General features: G+C 36.9%; 16 protein-coding genes and 1 tRNA gene. 2 read left to right on the top strand and 15 right to left on the bottom strand.

From position 1 onward, the window contains the following. Positions 1 to 8: 8 nt before the first annotated feature. The 13 genes from HU235_RS04490 to queG all read right to left on the bottom strand — a co-directional run bounded on the left by HU235_RS04490 (position 9) and on the right by queG (position 18,309). The gene (locus tag HU235_RS04490) at positions 9 to 692 is read right to left on the bottom strand and encodes a DUF4956 domain-containing protein (RefSeq protein ID WP_095302972.1); all 684 of its coding nucleotides are present in this window, start codon (positions 690 to 692) and stop codon (positions 9 to 11) included. Between the two features lie 14 nt (positions 693 to 706). Continuing rightward, on the bottom strand, positions 707 to 1,405 hold the full coding sequence (locus HU235_RS04485; protein WP_174879455.1) for a polyphosphate polymerase domain-containing protein: 699 nt from the start codon (positions 1,403 to 1,405) through the stop codon (positions 707 to 709). Beyond that, a complete protein-coding gene (locus HU235_RS04480; protein ID WP_174879454.1) occupies positions 1,406 to 3,133 on the bottom strand; it encodes a CotH kinase family protein in 1,728 nt (575 codons plus the stop codon). Positions 3,134 to 3,282: 149 nt separating this feature from the next. Continuing rightward, positions 3,283 to 4,704 (bottom strand): exopolysaccharide Pel transporter PelG, encoded by a 1,422-nt coding sequence (gene pelG, locus HU235_RS04475; protein WP_145582304.1) that lies wholly within the window; start codon positions 4,702 to 4,704, stop codon positions 3,283 to 3,285. Further along, positions 4,692 to 6,110 (bottom strand): GT4 family glycosyltransferase PelF, encoded by a 1,419-nt coding sequence (pelF, locus tag HU235_RS04470; protein WP_174879453.1) that lies wholly within the window; start codon positions 6,108 to 6,110, stop codon positions 4,692 to 4,694. The genes pelG and pelF overlap by 13 nt, the downstream gene beginning before the upstream one ends. A gap of 1 nt (position 6,111) precedes the next feature. Further along, complete coding sequence (locus HU235_RS04465) at positions 6,112 to 7,824, bottom strand: DUF2194 domain-containing protein (protein ID WP_174879452.1); 1,713 nt, start codon at positions 7,822 to 7,824, stop codon at positions 6,112 to 6,114. Next, positions 7,814 to 8,704, bottom strand: a complete 891-nt coding sequence (locus tag HU235_RS04460; protein ID WP_174879451.1) for a hypothetical protein — start codon at positions 8,702 to 8,704, stop codon at positions 7,814 to 7,816. The genes HU235_RS04465 and HU235_RS04460 overlap by 11 nt, the downstream gene beginning before the upstream one ends. Further along, on the bottom strand, positions 8,694 to 10,871 hold the full coding sequence (locus HU235_RS04455; protein WP_174879450.1) for an NAD-dependent epimerase/dehydratase family protein: 2,178 nt from the start codon (positions 10,869 to 10,871) through the stop codon (positions 8,694 to 8,696). Before HU235_RS04455 ends, HU235_RS04460 begins: the two co-directional genes overlap by 11 nt. 666 nt (positions 10,872 to 11,537) lie before the next feature. After that, positions 11,538 to 12,707, bottom strand: a complete 1,170-nt coding sequence (gene yhbH / locus HU235_RS04450; RefSeq protein WP_174879449.1) for a sporulation protein YhbH — start codon at positions 12,705 to 12,707, stop codon at positions 11,538 to 11,540. A 299-nt stretch (positions 12,708 to 13,006) separates the two neighbouring features. Then, positions 13,007 to 14,902: a PrkA family serine protein kinase gene (locus HU235_RS04445; RefSeq protein WP_095301407.1), complete on the bottom strand. Its 1,896-nt coding sequence runs from the start codon at positions 14,900 to 14,902 to the stop codon at positions 13,007 to 13,009. A gap of 558 nt (positions 14,903 to 15,460) precedes the next feature. Then, positions 15,461 to 15,943 (bottom strand): tRNA (uridine(34)/cytosine(34)/5-carboxymethylaminomethyluridine(34)-2'-O)-methyltransferase TrmL, encoded by a 483-nt coding sequence (gene trmL, locus HU235_RS04440; RefSeq protein ID WP_174879448.1) that lies wholly within the window; start codon positions 15,941 to 15,943, stop codon positions 15,461 to 15,463. A 79-nt stretch (positions 15,944 to 16,022) separates the two neighbouring features. Next, the gene (locus tag HU235_RS04435) at positions 16,023 to 16,916 is read right to left on the bottom strand and encodes an amidase domain-containing protein (protein ID WP_174879447.1); all 894 of its coding nucleotides are present in this window, start codon (positions 16,914 to 16,916) and stop codon (positions 16,023 to 16,025) included. Between the two features lie 256 nt (positions 16,917 to 17,172). Continuing rightward, positions 17,173 to 18,309, bottom strand: coding sequence for a tRNA epoxyqueuosine(34) reductase QueG (queG, locus tag HU235_RS04430; RefSeq protein WP_174879446.1), 1,137 nt, complete (start codon positions 18,307 to 18,309; stop codon positions 17,173 to 17,175). Positions 18,310 to 18,388: 79 nt separating this feature from the next. On the opposite strand from queG, the gene HU235_RS04425 reads away from it, so the two are divergent. After that, the gene (locus HU235_RS04425) at positions 18,389 to 19,051 is read left to right on the top strand and encodes a B3/B4 domain-containing protein (protein ID WP_174879445.1); all 663 of its coding nucleotides are present in this window, start codon (positions 18,389 to 18,391) and stop codon (positions 19,049 to 19,051) included. 106 nt (positions 19,052 to 19,157) lie between these two features. On the opposite strand, the gene HU235_RS04420 is transcribed toward HU235_RS04425, so the two are convergent. After that, positions 19,158 to 19,231, bottom strand: a tRNA-Gly gene (locus tag HU235_RS04420). 284 nt (positions 19,232 to 19,515) lie between these two features. Here HU235_RS04420 and manA point away from each other — a divergent pair. Beyond that, on the top strand, positions 19,516 to 20,463 hold the full coding sequence (gene manA / locus HU235_RS04415) for a mannose-6-phosphate isomerase, class I (protein WP_174879444.1): 948 nt from the start codon (positions 19,516 to 19,518) through the stop codon (positions 20,461 to 20,463). Positions 20,464 to 20,509: 46 nt separating this feature from the next. Here the strand turns inward: manA and HU235_RS04410 are convergent, their stop codons facing one another. Next, positions 20,510 to 20,782, bottom strand: a complete 273-nt coding sequence (locus HU235_RS04410; RefSeq protein ID WP_174879443.1) for a hypothetical protein — start codon at positions 20,780 to 20,782, stop codon at positions 20,510 to 20,512. Between the last annotated feature and the right edge of the window lie 21 nt (positions 20,783 to 20,803).

The following is a 20,803-nucleotide window of genomic DNA, read 5'->3' as shown; positions in this document are numbered from 1 at the left end:
TACACAATTTATACCGCATAATCCCCATTATATTGCACTAAGGAGACATCTTGTACACCATTTAGCTCGCCTAATTTGTCCATAAAGGATGTATTGTCAATTTTCAAACCGATTTCGGCTGTTAATTCAATATGCTTCTTACGGACAACTTTGGATTTTAATGTGTAGTTTAATTTTTGTAGCTCCCGCTTCACCTCATCATTCGCTTCCTCTGTATAATGAATGACTAGAAGATAGACAATATCGGTATGCTTTTTCCGTGATAATACGAAGATGACAATCCCGATCACAATAGCTCCGATAAACGTAAGGAGATATAGCCCAGCCCCGCTCGATATACCTGCCGCAATTGCCCAAAACATAAAGACAACATCAAGCGGATCCTTAATGGCTGTACGAAAACGAACGATACTCAGTGCACCAACCATACCAAGTGAAAGCACAACATTTGTACTGATTGTCATAATAACAAGAGCAGTAATCATTGTCATAATAAGGAGAGTCAGATTAAAGCTAGGGCTATATAAAACACCCTTGTACGTAATCTTATAGATAAAGTAAATAAACGCACCTGTCATAAAGGCTGTTAATAGCCCTAGCAAAATATCTATCGCAGATAAGTTCCCAAACATACTCTCATTCAAAAAGCTATTTTTTAAAATATCATTGAAATTCGTAACTTCATTCCCCATAGTTTTTCCTCTCTTTAACTACCATGATATTCGATTGATTTCATGCGGCATAACACATACTTTGAAATAGCTGATCGGTTATGGGCATCAAGCTGAAGCAGCTTCCGAATATAATCTGGTAAAAATTCATCATATTTCACTTCTAAAATCATTTGTGGATGGACTAACACTTCTTGTGTAGTATGATTCGGATTAAAAAGATCAATCGAATCTGTTACAACACTTAATTCCTTGTCAAAGGTAATTCGAACATTACTTATATGACCGATATATGCCTCGCGAACATAATCAACGATAACTCGTGGGCGCATATACTCACTATTAAGATAATGATAAAACTCCTTATAAATCGGCTGTTCCTTTTCTTTCAGAAATTCATAGTCCCAATCAAGAATTTTAAAGTACTCATCCTTTGTAATTTCAGCAGATGTTTTTAAAATATATTCACCTTGTCGACTCTTTTTTTCTAGCTTAATTACTTTATCAGAGTGATTATAAATACGGATTCTAAATTTTTTCCGACGAAGAATTCCATTGTTTTTATGAAATAAATCATGATCATGGATATTATCAAAATAAAGACTTCTTATTAAATATCCTTGCTGGTTAATTGAATTGTTATCCTGCTTAAGAACAACCCCAATTTTACGACGAAGTGTTAAGTAATCATGTTCATTGATATAGTATTTTAACTCATGACGAAATTTCTTCACTTAACTTTCTCCCTTTTTCACGATAATTTCTTGTATACCCCAATGAACAACCCTTGAATTATCCTTAAAGTAATCAAATGGGATTTGCGTATTTCCCTTTTCGTCTTTAATGTGGACACGCCAATAGTAACGCCCTGGAGATAGTGGGTCCATTTCATAAGTAAAGTTTTTCGCATCTTTTATATCAACGATGGTCGACTGAAAAGATGGATCTTTGCTTAATTGAAATTCATATGTTAGCAAATCACCTTGTAAATCATGTGAATGCTCCCATGTAAAACGATCCTTATTGTTTTCTCTTTGATAATTTAAGAAAATCGGCATTGGATGCTCTAACGATTCTTTATATAATTTTTCATAACGGGTTGTGACACCTTTAAGCTCTTGATAATGACTGTCAAATGCAGATGCTTCAATGTTTAAATATTTCAGATCAGGGTTTTTCACAACAAATGGTTTAATCGTTGGATAATAGGAATCTATTTTGCTTTTCGTTGACTCTTCATTAATGATTGACGAAAGCTCAGTTATTTTTGCCGTTAGTTTTTCCACATTTTCAGGATCACTAAGGTATCGCTTATGAATCACAGTACCCCAATAACGTTGGATCCCCATTTGCCAATCTGGAAAATTATCGGTTCTTTCTGCATCTCGCCCTAAAGCTTTATCAAAATCCCAAGGGATAAAGTACCACTTATCAGAATTAAGAGGGCTGTACAAATAATAATTTGTCGACATCGTGTCATAGTTACCGAATAAAATATTGACAGCTAACCATGTTAAATAGTTATCCTCATTAAAATATTTAGCAAATACTTCGTCAAATGGCTTCGAAAGATCATTTACATCATCAAGCATTTTAAGTAATTCATCATGCTGCTCATTGCCGCTTATTTTTAAAACAGATTCGAATGCCTTTTTATCATATTCAGGATCTGTTGAAAGCTTCAGCTTATCCGGGTATCGATAAAATTCAAAGTTTTCCGCCTTATATAAATGGCCATCCGGGTTAAGACCTCTAGCCGCAAGAGCATCTTCGTTTAGCTGTTCGATATGTGTGTATAGACCATAGTCCTCAAAACTGCCCGTTGAATTAGGATTCGTTAAATCCTTTACATGAAGCTGAACAAAATCTGTTCGTAAACTAATTAAATCAGGAATTTCCTTAAAATAATCAAAGGCTAGCTTATTTCGGACACGTGTTTTATCATCGGCATGCTTATTCAAATTCAGCACAGACTGTCCGTACCATAAGCCACCATTATCACCTAAGCGAATTTTATATGACTTTTGTGCCTCAAGTCTACTTGATCGTCCCCGCAGTTCAATGGTAGCATTTGGTGCACTTTTGCCTGACTCGATAAACCCACTTTTTTCCGGTCCTTCAGACGTACCTGTTTGAAATAAAATATCCAGCTTTGGGCCATCATCGAGATTGCTATATTCTTTATATGATTCATTTAATTCATAGAAGGTAATATCATTTTCTGGAACTGTTTCTTGATCAAAAATTGTTATATATACATGCTTTAATTCATTTCCATTATGGTCTTCATAAACACGCTTATCTTCCACAAGTGTTTCATCGATTTTTTCAACCTTGTCAACTGACGCTGTTTTTTCTTGAACGACCTCTCCTTGTTCAGAAGCAAAGGTTTTTATCATCAATAGCATAATAAAAATGACAATGAAAACTAACGATGTTTTCAAGTATGGTATTTTCTTCACATACCTCTCTCCTTTTCCTACATGCCGCCGACTCTTTAGAAATGCGCAAGCGCCTTGTTCAGCTTCGGGCAAACAAGGCGAATCAGAATAAAAGGTGTTCTTTACCTTAATTCTGATTTGACTTGTGACCTCAAAAAAGCAATACTTTCTTAAACCTTAAAAAATCTCTCCATTTTTGTTACAGATTCACGATAAACAATAGGCTGTGAGCAAAATGTTGTATAATCAATTTCATTTAATCGATTCATGAAGATCCGGCAGCCGATAATCAATGCCACCAAGGATGCAACAAACATACCTGCTCCATAATGATGAAAGATCTTCATCGAAATAAACGTTAGCAAAAAGCTTAAAATCGCATATGTGCCAATTAGCCAGCATGCCGCCCTTTTTTCATCAAAATAAAGAAGAATTAAGAAAAGAGTAATGACTAAACTTAAGAACCAACTGCCTAGTACGACAATCATAAAAATATCAATTTGTTCCTGTGTCATACCTAAGAAAGGAAGAAAGCGGACACCAATAAATAAAAAGATAAATGTAACTAACAGTTGTACTTGTGACAAAAATAAAATCTCATGCTTCAACACTCGAAACATTTCATGCTTAGCATTTTCTATATCTTCTAAAGGGTAGCCATTTAAGATCCGGCCATAGTATTTTTTATACGAGTCATAAAATGTTGTTTCAACAGTTACCATAAACAGGATTAGTGCAGGCATGATACTCAAATAGGCATAGAACACCGGCGTATCATAGGATGGCGCCATGACAAATGTATCTCCCACAATGATTTTTCTTTCTCCAAGCCATACCGCTAAATTATGACCATACAGCCCGAAGTAATAAAATACACCTATTAAAAACAAAGCTGGATGTTTTTCAAGATAAACGAGAAATTGAAAATAACGTTTATTGTTCACTTGGAAATATTTCGCAATATCATGCATTAACAGCATCATAATGCAAAAAAATCCTAGCACAAGACAGAAAAGCATTGCATTGACATTCGTATAATGAAAAACCTCAGTCATCACCCAAATACTAATTCCAGCAATGATAACTCCAATCAAATAGCTCTTTACAATTTTTTTATAGTCCTTTAATGCAGAAACATACATTGAAAGGATCCAAATGATATTTAGCTCAGTAAAAAAGAGATAAGAAAGGAGCTTAAATAACAATGGTAGAGGGGATGTCCAATAAAATAAGACTGAAGCAATCAACCCTAAAAATACAACAATTCCAATTGTGCCATACATCGAAGAAAGCACATTTTCCTCTTTTTTCATAAATGTTTGATCGGCTACATATCGGGATATGATGAAAACAAATCCACCTGTTAAAAGCTGTGAAAAGACAAATGCATATTGGATAGCAGCCATAAACAAATTTACATCACCCGAAGGTACATGCAAATGCATGAGCCATTCCTTAGAGCACGTGATAAGGATGATCGAAAGGAGCATCGGCCCGACGGCAGTAATAGTTGAATACCCATAAGCTCGAAGCTTTCCTATAAAAGAGGATTGTTCATATAATGCTTTCAGTTGAAATCCTATTCCGGCCATGTCGTATTGCTCCACCTTTCATAACATGAATCATACCTACTAATCATTTGTTCGATTGTATACAATTCTCGCACTCTATTTAATCCATTTTTCCCATATTCTTTTCGCTTTTCCTGATTGCTTACGATTTCAATGATTTCCTCTGCCATTAAATGAAAGTGCATCACAGGGACAACAGTACCAGCACGGCCAAAAGCGTCATTTGTCCCTAATATCAACTCTGAACATCCGCCAACATCTGTTGTTACATATGGGATGCCCATCGCAAATCCTTCAAGAATCACAAGAGGCTGCCCTTCACTAATGCTGGATAAAACAAGGATATCGAGGAATTTTAAATAGTCACTTACATTTGCTTCACCAGTAAAAATAACGTTTTTCAGCTCTAATCGTTCAGCTAAATCGAGACACTCATGATAGTATTCTAGATCTTCATCAGTTGGTCCAATGATATAAAAGGTTGCGTTTGGCAGCTCTTGTTGAACAATCGAAAAGCTTTGCAGCATTGTTTTAATATCCTTAATTGGAACAACACGGATAACGGCACCGATATGAATTCCATCCTTTTTCTCGCGATTCTTTACATTGTAGCGAGCTACATCAATACCATTTGGAATCACCCTTGTTTTTTCCCGCGGACAGCCAAGCTCTATTTGAATTTCCCGATTTTTTTCAAACAATGATGTTACTTCATTTGCATATTCATAGGCACAGTTTGATAAATTATAAAAATAATTGATCCAAATATCCTTAAAATACCCTTTAATCCATTCCGCTTTAATGATTTCCTCTTCTCTTTCACGAGTATAGATCCCATGCTCCGTTAATAGAAACGGCTTGTGATATTGATGCTTTGCTAACGCCCCTAGCACACCTGCGTAGCCAGTCGAAACACTGTGATATAAATCTGCCTCAGGTATTTTTTGTTGAATGCAAATAAATAATGGCAGAACCATTGAGCGAAGCGCCCAAAACATATCTGTGAAAGGGACATGAACAAATTCCTTTTTGCATAGGTCATAGACAATATCAAAAAAGTCCTTACTAGCTAGAAAATTCAAAATGGAATCGATCCGATCGCTTACAAGCAAATTAAACAAAACAGGCCAATTGATTTCCTTCCCTCCGATTAAAGAACGGAATGCCTCCTTTTCTTCGTCTAAAATGTCATAACGTTTGCCGGATTCGATATTTTCTTCAAGAAATGAATCAAGATAAATATCATAAATTTTAACTAAGTTTTTCGGAGCTTCATAACGAGATACCATCTCTTGCTCCTTTTTTGCCGAAATTGATACGATAATAAATTCATGTTGCGGCATATTTGTCATCATTGATTGTATCCAACTCGAAACCCCTCCTGTTACATAAGGATAGGATCCTTCGGTTAGTAAACAAATCTTCATTTTATTCACCCAATCTTATATGAAAAGTTAAGTGATTCGTTTCAACCAAATATAGATTAGGTCCAATGGTTGTTACGACACAATTCTCTGTTGATTCTACTTTTCTATTAGAAGAAAAGTAGAAGTAAGCAGGCTCCTGAATTTGATTTAAGTGGAATGTGATTCCATTCTTTGTATGTTCCTCATATACAACGGTATTCACATGGTTTTCGACGCCCTTTGCTACGTCAGAAATTGTTTGATTTCGTAACCACGGAAAATTATTTTTTAATTCTTTTTGCTGAGTTTCAAATTGTAATAGCGAGCGATCTATATCCTCATCCTCTAGAAGAAGGGATTGTAAATGTAAGGATTCAGACATAAAACCAGACATTAGCAACCCATTAAATGCCTCCCATTTTAACGACGGATCATCAACAAAGCCATTTAGCTGCTTTGGTAGAACAGCAACACCATCGTTCATAGATGGCTGCTCCACATTTGCTAAGACAGCTTTTAACTCAGGAAACACTTCATGAATGAATGGTAAATGTGTTAATGGTTCATTTTGGTCAACTGGTATATACGTGCTTACACGATAGCCGGGTAGTGCTCCTTCGAGTTGTTCTGCTGTTATCTCCATTTGCTCTCTTGTATCAGACTTACTCACTTCAGTTAACGGAGCATGATGATATCCTTGAACACCTATTTCTCCGCCCATTCGCAATAGTTCTCTTCCATAGAGAACGGTATTTTCTTGCATTTTTGCTAATTCATCTCGTCCAGGTTTTTTCGTTAACTTATCGAATGCCGAAACATAAGATGCTGTATAGTTCAGATCATATTTAGCCTCTACCCGTTGTAAATCCGCCCATATGATATTTCGCAGCATTTCCTCATTTGTCATCCCTTCATGTTGACCATTTGGAACTGGAAACGGGAACCCCTCCAAAGCGGTTACTTTGGCATTAATAACAGGATAAATAAATTCAGGAACCATTAGCTGAATTCCCTTTATAAAAAGACCACCTTGGGATGGATCGGTAAACATCGTTCCATTAAAGAAAACAAACATGCCCTCTCCATAGTTTGTTGACCATAAAAGCGGTAAATCATCTGTTGATTTCGCATAAACAGTTGCTTGTTTCCCAACTCTAAGTGCTAATGATGAATTACGGATATCCTCTGATTCAAACGACATGGAAGTTGCCTGACCTATCATTGGTTCTGTCAATTCTATCCCTGTCGTCTCAATAAAGCCACCAACTTCGACAATACCTACCTGCTGATATAAAGCCGATAGAGCAGTGCCTGGAGATGGCCTAATGGCAAAGAACAGACTACCTCCAGATTTTACATAGTCTAATAAAGCTTGAATGTCTTTTAGCTCATCAATCTTCTCAGTTGCAATAATAATTCCATCTGTATGATCGGTTACGATTGAGCCTTCACCAATTTGCTGCTGTGTCACATTCTTACCGATCTTTTCTAAGTTGTTTTTTAACGTTTTCGCAAGCTCAGGCTGATCATCACCTTCAAGAAGTAAGAAGGACGAGCGCTTATAACCACTCAAATCCTCCTTATTCTCGATAGGTGCGCTCAGCATCTTCTCCTCTTTCATATACCCATGGCTTAATATCAAATCAGACCGGATAATGATGAAGAGAAAGCCAATTATTGCGACTAATGCGATCATCATGTACAGACTTTTTTCAATTTTAAAGCTATAGTTCATTTCCATCACCTTGTATCCAGAATCTTAATTGATTCAACTTATCCGGTGAAAGCCTAATTTCGGATCCTCGTAGTCTACCAACAATTTCGTTAAATCCCTCTCTATTTTTCATGACATAGTGAATATTCATAGCGGCAAAATAAGCTTCCTCTTTGTCTGGGAATACAGCCAAAAATTGATTCGCTGCTTCTAATGCCTCTCGATATTCATGAAGGGAAATGGCTACGTCTATTTTCTCCATATAATTTAGCTTACTACTATCCGGTGAGAGTATAATTAATTTACTTAAGGTCGCAAGATACGTATACATATATCTTTTACGCGTTTGTTTATCTAAAAATTCAATCCGAATGTACTGCTTTAAGATATCTCGATAATCCTCTAGCAATCTACTATCTGTCTCGGCATTGTCGATTTCCTCTTCTAATTTTCTCATCGTTTTCATTAAATCACTTTTCGCCTGCTGCACAGCTGTTGCGGCATAATGAGACGTTTCAGAATCATCGCTTTTCAGTGCAAGCTCAAGGGCGTCAATATTTGTTGAAAATTCCCCTTTTAATAAGTCAATTAACATTCTCCGCTTTGTTTTATTATCATTCAAAACAAGCGCATCATTAAATGGAATAATGTTCGTTTCCACTTCAATATTCGGAGACTTAAACACAAGGTCGTCATATTGCTCACGGCTCAAAAGCCAATCAGGAAGAAGATTTTTAGAATACTTCTTTTTTGACATAGCGTAAATGAATAATAGACTTATAAAAGGGCATGAAAGGAGAATAAATGCTTGAATAAGGAAATTTTCCCTTTTAAAAATAACGAGCAAACAAATATAGATAATTGATAACAAATAATAAATCAGTAAAGCGTTAGTTAACATGGAGGATTTGTTCCTCCTTATCATGGACGATCACTTTTATTCCTTGTAATTTAAATCTCTCAATAACAAATTTCGCATCCTGTACATCTGTATTTGAAAGTAAAATAAACAATTTATCTTGCTCACTAAATCCTAAGTGATCATTGATGCGAAGCAGTGCGCTTATCTTTTGGAGATTTTCTGCTGAATAATCGCTCGTTTGAACCTCTAGCATAACGAATGGTATTCCAAGCTCATCCATCGTTTCAACCTTATTTTCAAGAATTCTTTGGAAATAAACAGGCTTAAGCGCATTTGTCCCTTCCATATAACGTTCATTATTAATCTCGTGAATATATTCATTTGCCCGCGCTAATGATGAAGTAATAAGACGACTAACGACCTCTACTAAATTTTGATAGGAGAGATTTAATCGGTGAAACTCTACTTCATAACAAATGATGACAGCAATCGTTTGTTCGTTTTGAACAATTGGTGAAACAAATAGTGGCGCATCGATTTCTAGGCTTCGGTTATAATAAATTTCTTGATGAAGAATGGCCTTATCAATCAAGTCATTTTTTTCTCTTTTTAATGAAGCACTCGGTTGAAAGGACGGATCAGAAGATTTTACCGCTAGCCTCATATAACCATTTGAATTGACAAAATAAATCGCAAATCGCTTCGATTTAAGTGTTTTCTCTAATACGTGAATAGCCCCATTAAATAATGCCTCAGGCTCTAATTTATCAAGCTCCTTAATTGCTTGAAATATCGTCCCGATACTATCTTCGGTTCTTAAAATTTGTTCCTTTAGCTCTTCCTTTACTTGAAGAGTATCCTTATGGATCGTCGATAAAAATTCATACTTATTTTGTGTTGAAGCTAATTCATCTTTTGTAAATTCGAATTCAATTCTTCCTCTTTCAAGCTTGTAGCTAACAATTAAGCCAACTAATAAGTAAATCGTAAAGGTTGCAAGAAGAGAATTATCAACAAAAATCGAAGTCCATATTTTACCTTGAGAAGCCATCAAATAAACGTGGACCGCGATAGCAAAAACGACGGAAAAAATGATTTGTGTTTTTTCAAAAAGAATTGCGGAAAGCAAAATATAAATTAACCATAAATCAACCGTATCGACATAAGGAGTTATAAAGTAGGAAGCAGCACAGAAAATTGCAAACAAAATGAGATTTTCTATAAATGATAGGAAAGGAATCTTTTGATTCGCTTTCTTTTTCTCTTTTCCTTTAGTAGCTTCGATAGATTGAGCAGGCTGAGCTTGATAAAAATCAATTACTTTTGCGAGCCCGTCTGCAAGATAATATTTCGGAACCCAATCGAGGTCTTTTTTTAGTTTGGAATTATCAAGCGTTGATCTTCTAATATCACCTGAACGAGCATCAATATGTTCAATCCCTTTAATCTCACTATGTTGACTAAATTCTTCAATTAATTGATTAATCGTAACCTCTAATCCAGTAGACAAATTATATACACCAGATAATTCGCTGATTACCCCTCGATAAATGGCCTCTGCAACATCTCCTACGTAAATAAAATCTCTTGTTTGTTCCCCATCGCCATGAACGGTAATTGGTTGTCCTGCAAGGATTTGCTTCGTAAAATACGTAATCACACTGCTTTCTTCACTAACATGCTGCCTTGGGCCATATACGTTAGAAAAACGGAAAATAAGTGTGGAAACACCGTAAAGCTCGTCCCATTTATTACAATAAAGCTCCCCTGTCCACTTATTTATACCGTATGGAGAAATCGGATCTCCTTCTAGGTCCTCTGTTAATGGTAACGATTGATTATCTCCATAAATAGCGGCTGAAGAACAAAAAACAAACTTTTTCACATTATACTGTTTCGACAAGTGTAAAATATTCATAAGCCCCATAACGTTTGACGACGTATCCTTCATCGGTTCTTCAATCGATCTCTTCACATAAGTTTGCGCAGCACAATGGATAACGACATCAATATTATGTGATTTGAAAAATGCCTCACAACGCTCATCTTCAATATTAGCAATTAAAAATTTATGCTTAAATTTAATGTTCTCTTTTTTTCCAGTTGAGAGATTATCAATAATATAAATAGAGTGATTCTCTTTATAAAATCTCTCGGCAATAAAGGATCCGATAAATCCATATCCACCAGTAATTAAAATATTCACATTGATCTCCCCGGTTACATTTTTATTAGAAAAGGCGATGTTAAAGATAATTGCTGATTGTTGATTTGAGCAGGTACATAAGACTCCTACATAGAGAAGCGCAGCAAAGGGAGACCCAACAGGGCACATCTTAAGAAAATGCGCCCGGGACCGCCCGCGGAAAGCGAATGCCTCATGCTGAAATCGACAACAGCATTTAACAAGAGCCATTCAAAAAGTACTACAATCTGTATATCTTTAAAATCAGTATATATTACTTTATTACTAATACAATAAGAATTATTTTCTAATCTTTTTTTCATCACGCTCATTCGAATGTGTACACAATAAACGAATTGGTATTTTTAGACTAAAGCTCATTATATGTACTCCCTCTTACAAAACTCTTACAGATAAAATTTCATACCTAAGATTCATCGTTTAACGTGTTTACGTCCATGATTTCGGTGAAATATGTCATATTTTGCTCTTTCATGCCCTTAAATCACGCTTTTACGTAGTCATTTCATCCTTATCTTGTCTTAGCTTACCTATGAAGCGATAAAAAATTAAACCTTTATCATCATTTTTTGTAACAGCTTACATATCATAGGACTTCTGTTCCCCTTCTCTAAAGATAACGAAAAATAAAAACCCTACTCATATGAATGAGTAAGGGCTCTTTTGCTATGCATATAGTTGATTGTCTTCTTTACGAAAGAAGCTTTTCATTGCCTGGAAAACATCTGCCTTTTGCTTGAGGATATAATAGCGGAATTTCTCATCATTGATATTTTTATATGCGGACATTAATGTTGAGTGACGATTATATTGATTTACTTCACCATAGCCGAATATATTGGAAACCTTCATTAATTCTCCTACAAGTTTGACACATCTTGCATTATCTGACGTTAAATTATCACCATCTGAAAAATGGAATGGATAAATATTATAGCGTGATGGGTTATATTTTTCTTCGATAATCTCAAGTGCTTTACGGTATGCGGATGAACAGATCGTTCCACCGCTTTCCCCTTTTGAGAAGAAGTCTTCCTCTGTGACGACCTTTGCCTCTGTATGATGGGCGATAAATTCAATATCAACCTTCTCATATTTTGTTCGTAAAAATCTTGTCATCCAGAAGAAAAAGCTTCTTGCCATATATTTTTCCCAAAGTCCCATTGACCCACTTGTATCCATCATCGCAATGACGACTGCCTTCGATTCTGGCTTAACGACTTCATTCCAGGTTTTGTATTTCAAGTCTTCCGGAAATATTGGATGGAAGTTTGATTTTCCGGCCATTGCATTCCGTTTATAGGCCGCTAGCATCGTCCGTTTTTTATCGATATTTCCCATTAAACCTGTTCTTCGAATATCGTTGAATTCAATATTCTCTACAACAATATTGTCCCGTTCCTTTTGCTTTAAATTCGGTAGCTCCAGCTCTTTAAATAAAGCTGCCTCAAGCTCAATGATCGATACTTCTGCTTCATAGTAATCTTCACCTGCTTGATCTCCTGCCCCTTGACCTTTGCCCGGGCCTTTTGCATCTGCCTGAGAACCATCACGGGCAACGACATCTCCTACCTGACTCTCTCCATCTCCTTGGCCTACATGTTTATTTTTGTCATAGTTATAGCGGATTTTGTATTCGTCAAGAGAACGAATTGGGATTTTCACAACATCCTTCCCATTTGACATGATGATGCTTTCTTCAGTGATTAAATCTGGAAGGTTGTTCCGAATCGCTTCCTGTACTTTTTCTTGATGGCGTGTTTGATCATCGTGGCCTTTACGATGGAGGGTCCAATCTTCTTGTGAAATAACAAAATTTTGGTCCTGACCTGACATCTTAATTCCCCCTCCAAAAATTAAATTTTTTTAAAAAAAGAGTCACATTTTTCACTTAACATGCATACACTAACGTGGATGAATAAATTTATTTACCTATTGCCAGTTTGTTTTTTCATTGGATTACTCTATCCTATGCGCAAGATTTGATTTATTGACAAATAATTTCGAAAACGAACAGAGTTTCATTGAAAATGAGACAAGTCCCCAGTTACATATCGGACAACCATTATCGTTTAGAATGGGATAAAAAAAGACTGACAGGATGCTTCTATTCGTCAGTCTTTTCTCATTATTTTTTATCTATTTAATAAGCTTCCTACATAACGGAGCAATTCGTTTGCCGATGTGGAGTTGTAGCCATGCTCATCAATGAGACGTGCGACAACCTCATTAATTTTCTTAAGCTGCTGCTCATCAGGTGTTTTCGACGATGTCGTAATCTTCACAACATCCTTCAAATCTGCAAAAAGCTTCTTTTGAATCGCTTCACGTAACCGTTCATGTGAATTGTAATCAAAGCGTTTCCCTTTGCGAGCATATGCTGAAATTCGAATTAATATTTCTTCACGGAACGCTTTTTTCGCATTTTCGGAAATGCCAATTTGTTCTTCAATCGAACGCATGAGCTTTTCGTCTGGATTCATTTCCTCACCAGTTAACGGGTCGCGCAGTTTATTTTTATTACAATATGCCTCAACATTATCTAAATAATTATCCATTAATGTTTTCGCAGACTCTTCATATGAGTAAACAAACGCCTTTTGTACTTCTTTCTTCGCCATATCGTCATAGAGCTTACGAGCTACAGAAATGAAATTTAAATATTTTTCTCTATCTTCATTTGAAATCGACGCATGCTGGTCAAGACCTTCCTTAAGCGCGCGTAACACATCTAACGCATTAATTGATGGAACATCTTTGCGAATAATCGTTGAGGAAATTCGATTGATCACATAACGCGGGTCAATCCCTGACATTCCCTCATCATTGTATTCCTTTTGCAGCTCTGCAAGGTCAACTGAATTAAAGCCTTCCACACTTTCGCCATCATACAATCTCATTTTCTTCACTAAGTCAATGTCACCGCGCTTTGGTTCCTTTAAGCGCGTGAGAATTGTAAACATCGCCGCAACCTTTAATGTATGTGGCGCAATATGAACATCTGAAACATCACTTTCTTGAATCATTTTTTCATAAATTCTTTCCTCTTCACTCACCTTTAAATTGTAAGGAACAGGCATGACGATAATTCGCGAATGGAGCGCTTCGTTCTTTTTGTTTGAAATAAATGAACGATACTCTGTTTCATTTGTATGTGCAACAATTAATTCATCCGCGGAAATTAAGGCAAAGCGACCTGCCTTGAAATTTCCTTCCTGTGTTAATGAGAGCAAATGCCAGAGGAATTTTTCATCACATTTCAGCATTTCCTGGAACTCCATCATCCCGCGGTTGGCTTTGTTCAACTCACCATCAAAGCGGTATGCACGCGGGTCTGACTCTGAACCATATTCAGCAATCGTTGAAAAGTCAATGCTTCCCGTTAAATCGGCAATATCCTGTGATTTCGGATCCGATGGACTAAACGTTCCAATCCCTGTCCGCTTATCCTCAGATAAAAACACTCTTTCTACCCTTACATCCTCAATACGTCCACCATATTCTTCCTCTAATCTCATCACATTAAGCGGTGATAAATTTCCTTCGATACGAATGCCATACTCCTGATAAAAATCATCACGAAGATGATGCGGAATTAAATGTAAAGGATCCTCATGCATCGGGCAGCCCTTAATTGCATAAACTGCACCGCGATCTGTTAAAGAATAAGCCTCTAATCCACGTTTAAGCATTGTGACAAGTGTCGATTTCCCACCACTGACTGGTCCCATTAAAAGCAAAATCCGCTTTCGGACATCTAACCGTTTTGCGGCAGGATGGAAATACTCTTCGACAAGGCGTTCCAGCGCATCCTCTAAGCCATATAGCTGGTGGTCAAAAAACTTATATCTCCGTTTTCCATCTACCTCTTCAATACCTGCATCTTTAATCATATTGTATACTCGCGAATGAGCCGATTGAGCAACCCACGGTTTTTCCTTGACAATATCCAAATACTCTACGAAGGTTCCTTCCCATTTTAAACGCTGCTCATCTTCTCTGTACTTTTCAATTTTTTTTAAGATATCCATAAGGACCTCCTTCATCATTGGTCGTAGATGTAAAAACCTTGTGCGGATTAATACACTTTATGCGAGGATGTCCTTTAACATTCTAAAAAGCTTTTGATTAATTCTGATAAATTTTAATGTAAAAATCTTCTTTTACATTCACATCAAGTGCTGATTACGTTATAATTAGGAAGACTTAGGGGTTTACCTGCAGGTGTCCAAATTTTCGTGGAAATGAGAATTTGCTCACTAGGAAAAAGGATAAAACACGCGATACATGGGGAACCTAATAGGAAAAGATGTAATCGTTATCTTTTCGTTTTAGTACATGTTGATTTAATGGAAGATTCAAAGTATGCTTTATTACATACCCTGTGGATTTGCTCTAATTTCGTAAAGAATTTTGGGAGGGACAAACACGATGGGATTTTTATTAATACTTGGTGTTAGCTTAGCATTTCTAACAGCTATCTTTACTGCTGGATATGATAGCAAGCCAGGCGTAAAAAAATAAGGGTACACGAAAAATGACTGATTCATTATCGAATCAGTCATTTTCTCGTCTTAGCAAGGATTTACCTAGCCTAAGCTCGGATAATTTTGCTGTCTTAATACTTCATAAATGAGAATGGCTGCAGTATTTGATAGATTTAATGAACGTACATCATCTGTCATTGGAATTCGTAAGCAGCGGTCCATGTTTGCCTTAATGACATCCTTTGGTAAGCCTGTTGTTTCACGGCCAAAAATAAAGAAATAATCCTTTTCAGCGTCACTGTAATCAAATGCCGTATGTGGCTGCTCACCGAATTTTGTTAAATAAAAGAATTCACCATCTGGGTATTTTTCAGAAAGCTCATCTAATGAATCATGAAAAGCAACATTCACAAATTCCCAATAATCAAGTCCCGCACGTTTTAACATTTTATCATCTGTCGAAAATCCAAGTGGACGAATTAAATGTAGCGTTGTATTCGTAGCCGCACATGAACGAGCAATATTTCCTGTGTTTGCAGGAATTTCTGGTTGATATAATACGACGTGTAATGCCATTGTTTCCACCCCAACTATTTACTAAAGAAGGATAGCCTTTAGACATTCGAGCCCCTCATTACCCTTCAAAAGGACATTATACCACTTTTTACTTTGAACTCGTATCATCGATAATTCGAAAAAATGTATATTTAATGTTAGGGGTATAGGCTGTAGAATCTTCATATGACCAATAGCGCATCCGACTATTATAAGTTTGCGCATTCACTAGCGGCATATTCTTTTTATCCTTCGCCACAACAAATGTCGTATGATCAAATCTGCCGTCACCTTGAAAATCATAGCAAATGACATCCCCTGGCATTAATTGTTCAGGCTCACCTACGATTTTAGCTCTTAGACCGGTTTTAGAATTCGCTAAAAAAATCCGCATTGAATTGGCTACAGACCAACTATAGCTCCAATTATTGTTTTGCATCCACCAACCGCTGGAGCGATTCGGGTAGCCCCTCATTTTTGCACCGCCTGCATGCATGCATTGCGAAATAAAGTTCGTACAATTGACCTCAAAATTTTTATAAGCTGGATTTGTACTATTCCACCACAGCTCCGCATACTGGACAGCTGCAAGTCGGTCATAAATAAATGGCTCTCTCATTAACTGCTCGACATTGCTTACATGATGTTCAACCGCTGGCTCGTGCTTTTCTATAAGCATATCCTCAACAAGCTCATCCTGAAAAATTCTTGCACTTCGCTCTTCAAATCGTTCCTCTAAATACATCGAGTCATCTTGTTTTGTTAACCATTTATGATGGCATGTATACTGGACATCATTTATTTTTTGCGACCGTTCAGCAACATTTGTTATTTTAATTTCCGTTATCCCTTTGATGATTTCAATTCCACGCTGTTCACATAAGCGTACTCTCCGTTCCAACGCTTGAAACTCTCGGTCGTCATCGCGATATTGCGTGAATAGCTTCTTATTTATAAGCATGTCGAGCTTCTTTTTATTGAAGTCTAATAGTAGTTGCTTCATTTCTCCTCACCACCACCTGTATTATATTAAAAGGTATGGTCATAGTTAGGAAGAAATGTCTTTTATCAGGCGGGAAGCTATGACGTTTTTTGTCGAATGACAGATTTTTTCGGAAAGTTGGTTGATTTCTTCAGAAAGTTGACAAATTTTTCGCCAAAGTTGACAGAATTCCCGTTAAAGTTGGTTGATTTCCTACCGAGTTACTTAATATAAAAGAAAAAAGTGGCTGCTTACATGATAGTTTGTAAGCAACCACCTAATTTTTTTCTAAAAAAGCCAATCCTTTTTTTATTTCTGCTTTTACTTCTTCATCGTTTTCTTTTTCGTATGCTTTATGAAGCTCTTCTGCAACGTGCTCGCCACCAATTTTTCCGATTGCCCATGCAGCTGTTCCGCGGATAACTGGTCTTGGGTCCTTATGCATCAATTGGATTAAATCCGGTAGTGCGGTTGTATCCTTAAAATGAGCAAGTGCTAAAATGGCGTTTCGCTGGATCGGTTTTTTCCCTCTCCAAGAGCCTGAAATATGGCCATACTTTTCTTTAAACTCTTTATTGCTTATCGTAAGCAGCGGCTTTAGCTTTGGCTTCGCAATTTCCGGGTCTGGCTCCATCTCTTCATGAAAATGAAAATCCTTCCCTTTGTTTACTGGACATATCGTTTGACACGTATCACAGCCATAGATCCGATTGCCGATTTTTGTTCGATATTCATCAGGTAAAAAGCCCTTTGTTTGCGTTAAAAAGGCAATACATTTTGTTGAATCAAGCTGTCCTCCCTGGACGAGTGCTCCTGTCGGACAAACATCCAAGCACTTTGTACAGCTGCCGCATTGGTCCTCCATTGGCGTATCAGGAGGAAACGGGAAATTCGTAATCATTTCACCTAAATATACGTAGGAGCCAAATTCAGGTGTAATAATGGCACAGTTTTTTCCGCTCCAGCCAATGCCAGCACGTTCAGCAACTGCCCGATCGGAAAGCTCACCTGTATCTACCATTGACTTCACTTGAATGTCTGGTACCTTTTCCTTTAAAAACGTCTCAAGCTTCCCAAGCCTGTCACGTAAGATCGTATGGTAGTCTTGTCCCCATGAAGCACGACAGAAAATCCCGCGTCGTTCTTCCTTCGTACTTCTCGGTGCGTTTTTCATTTTCGAAGGATAGGCAAGAGCAATGGAAATGATCGAGCTCGCTTTCGGCAGTAACGCAACAGGTGTTACTCGCTTTTCAATATCAGGCTCTTCAAAGCCGGATTGATAGCCTAATTCCTGCTGTTTGATCAAACGCTGTCTGAGCTCTTCAAATGTATTGGCACTCGTAAAGCCAATTTTATCAATACCAATCTCCTTACTATAGGCAATGACCTCTTCTTTAAACTGCTCAATATTCATCACTTCTCCCCCTTCCTTTTAAAGACTTTGCTTCATCTATGATAAAATAAAGGTACGAACATTGTGGAGGTAATAATAAATGGAAATTCAAATTAGCCAAAAGATTAAACAGCTAGTCAATGATTTTCAGCTAGGTGTCGTTCATTATCAAAATATTCAAGTCTCCGAATCACCGCAAATGCTAAAGGGACGATTACGTTTATTTCAAGAATCATTATACTTTGATTATGCTGACAAAAAGATCACTGAAGTACCTGCAATTAATGAATGGCGAAAATTATTTAAAACGATCGGAACAGATCCGTCGAGATATCGTCCATCAAGTGAAGCGTTATATCGCCGTGTCCAAAAGCAGCAATATTTAGACTATGTGAACTCTGCAGTTGATTTAAATAATTTTCTATCACTTCAATATCAAATTCCTCTAGGAATATATGATGTTAAGCAAATAAAAGGTAATGTTAGCATTGAAATTGGAACAGATCAAGCGACATATCTTGCCATCAATGGTCGTGACGTTTCAATGGCAAAAAAGCTTGTATCTGTTGATGAAGACGGACCATTTGGCAGCCCTTATGTTGATTCAAAGCGAACAGCCGTCTCAACAAGCACGACCGATGCGTTACATCTCGTCTATTTGCAGCCTTCCCAAGCAAAAGAGGATGCTGCTCAGTTGTTACAAGCATTGGCGAAAATGTTTACCCAAATACATGGCGGCGAGGCTACATTCGATATTTATTAAGCTTTAAGGTGATTGGCATTAAGCCTTCACCTCTTTTTCACATTAAAAAACGCAATGCCTCGTTTATCTAAGAAACGAAACACTGCGTTGCAACCAGTATTATGTATGGAGCGGGTGAAGGGAATCGAACCCTCATCATCAGCTTGGAAGGCTGAGGTTTTACCACTAAACTACACCCGCATGTGATGTGACATGTATAATATTATAGCAGTTATCTTTACTAGAATCAACATATTTTTTAAAAATCCCAATGATTTTTGTCGATAATCGTCAAAAAAGATACTTTAATAGTATATAACTAGAAATGCTGCTTCGCAAGGTTTTTTTGCGAACATCTTAAAATTCGACTAAAATAACTCTTATGTTTCGAAAATAAATTGTCCAAATCCACATTATTTACTAAAATAGATAAAGTAACAAATAAACTAATAGATAAAGTAAAATGATAAAGGAGGTATTGGAGAATGAGTAAAGAGCCATTATTTTTTAATCCAATATTTAAAGATAGAATCTGGGGTGGAACGAAATTAACTTCCTTCCATTATACGATCCCTACTGAAACAACAGGTGAGTGCTGGGCATTTTCCGCACATCCAAATGGTCAAAGCGTTGTAAAAAATGGTGAGTATGAAGGTGTAACCCTTGGTGAGCTATGGGAAAAGCATCGTGAGCTATTTGGTCATATCGAAGGTGATCGCTTCCCATTATTAACGAAAATTCTTGATGCAAATCAAGATCTATCTGTTCAGGTTCATCCTAATGATGAATATGCAAACGAGCACGAAAACGGTGAGCTAGGAAAAACCGAATGCTGGTATATCATTGATTGTGAAGAGGGCGCTGAAATCATCTATGGCCATCATGCAAAAACGAAGGAAGAATTAGTGAGCATGATTGAAGATGGGGAATGGGACAAATTATTACGCAGAGTAAAAATTAAGCCTGGCGATTTCTTCTTTGTTCCAAGTGGTACAATTCATGCCATTGGTGCTGGGACAATCATCCTTGAAACACAGCAAAATTCTGATACAACTTACCGTGTATTTGACTTTAACCGCAAGGATGCAGAAGGAAATTTACGTGAACTACATATCGAAAAAAGCATTGAAGTAACGCAAACACCGTCTTCTCATACAGAGGTAACACCAACAACAGAACAAATCGATGGTGCTGAAATTACTACATATGTAGAGTGTCCATATTTTACTGTACAAAAATGGACGCTTTCAGGCACGACAACATTAACACAGGAAAAGCCGTTCACATTAGTCAGTGTAATAGATGGTGATGGTGAGCTTACACATAATGGGACAACCTACAGCTTTAGAAAAGGTGATCACTTCCTGCTTCCATATGAGTTTGGACAATATACACTTAATGGACATGCTGATTTAATTGCTTCTTATCTATAATAATAGGAAAGAGGCTGCTCAAGGTAAAAGCAGCCTCTTCTTTTCTTTATATGAATTGATAAATACTCACAACAACTGCTGCGACACTAATGCCTGTTCCAATAATCCATTTCACTAGCTGAAGATGACTTTCATTCACTGAGGATTCTACTTGCTTTGGTGTTGCAAATTCTTTTTCTGATAGCACTTTGTCAATGACAGCACGTATATCATTTTCATCAAGCTGGTTAGAATATCTATCCTCAAGGCGGTCTATTTGATGTTCTAGGTCTTTTATTTTTAATTCAAGCTCCTTTATTTGCACATTCACATCCTTCACATAATCCCTCCTCGAAAATAA

The organism is Metabacillus niabensis (assembly GCF_902829255.1).
Taxonomy (GTDB): domain Bacteria; phylum Bacillota; class Bacilli; order Bacillales; family Bacillaceae; genus Metabacillus; species Metabacillus niabensis.
Note: the sequence above shows the minus strand (reverse complement) of the source record. Positions and strands in the feature narration are given on the sequence as shown.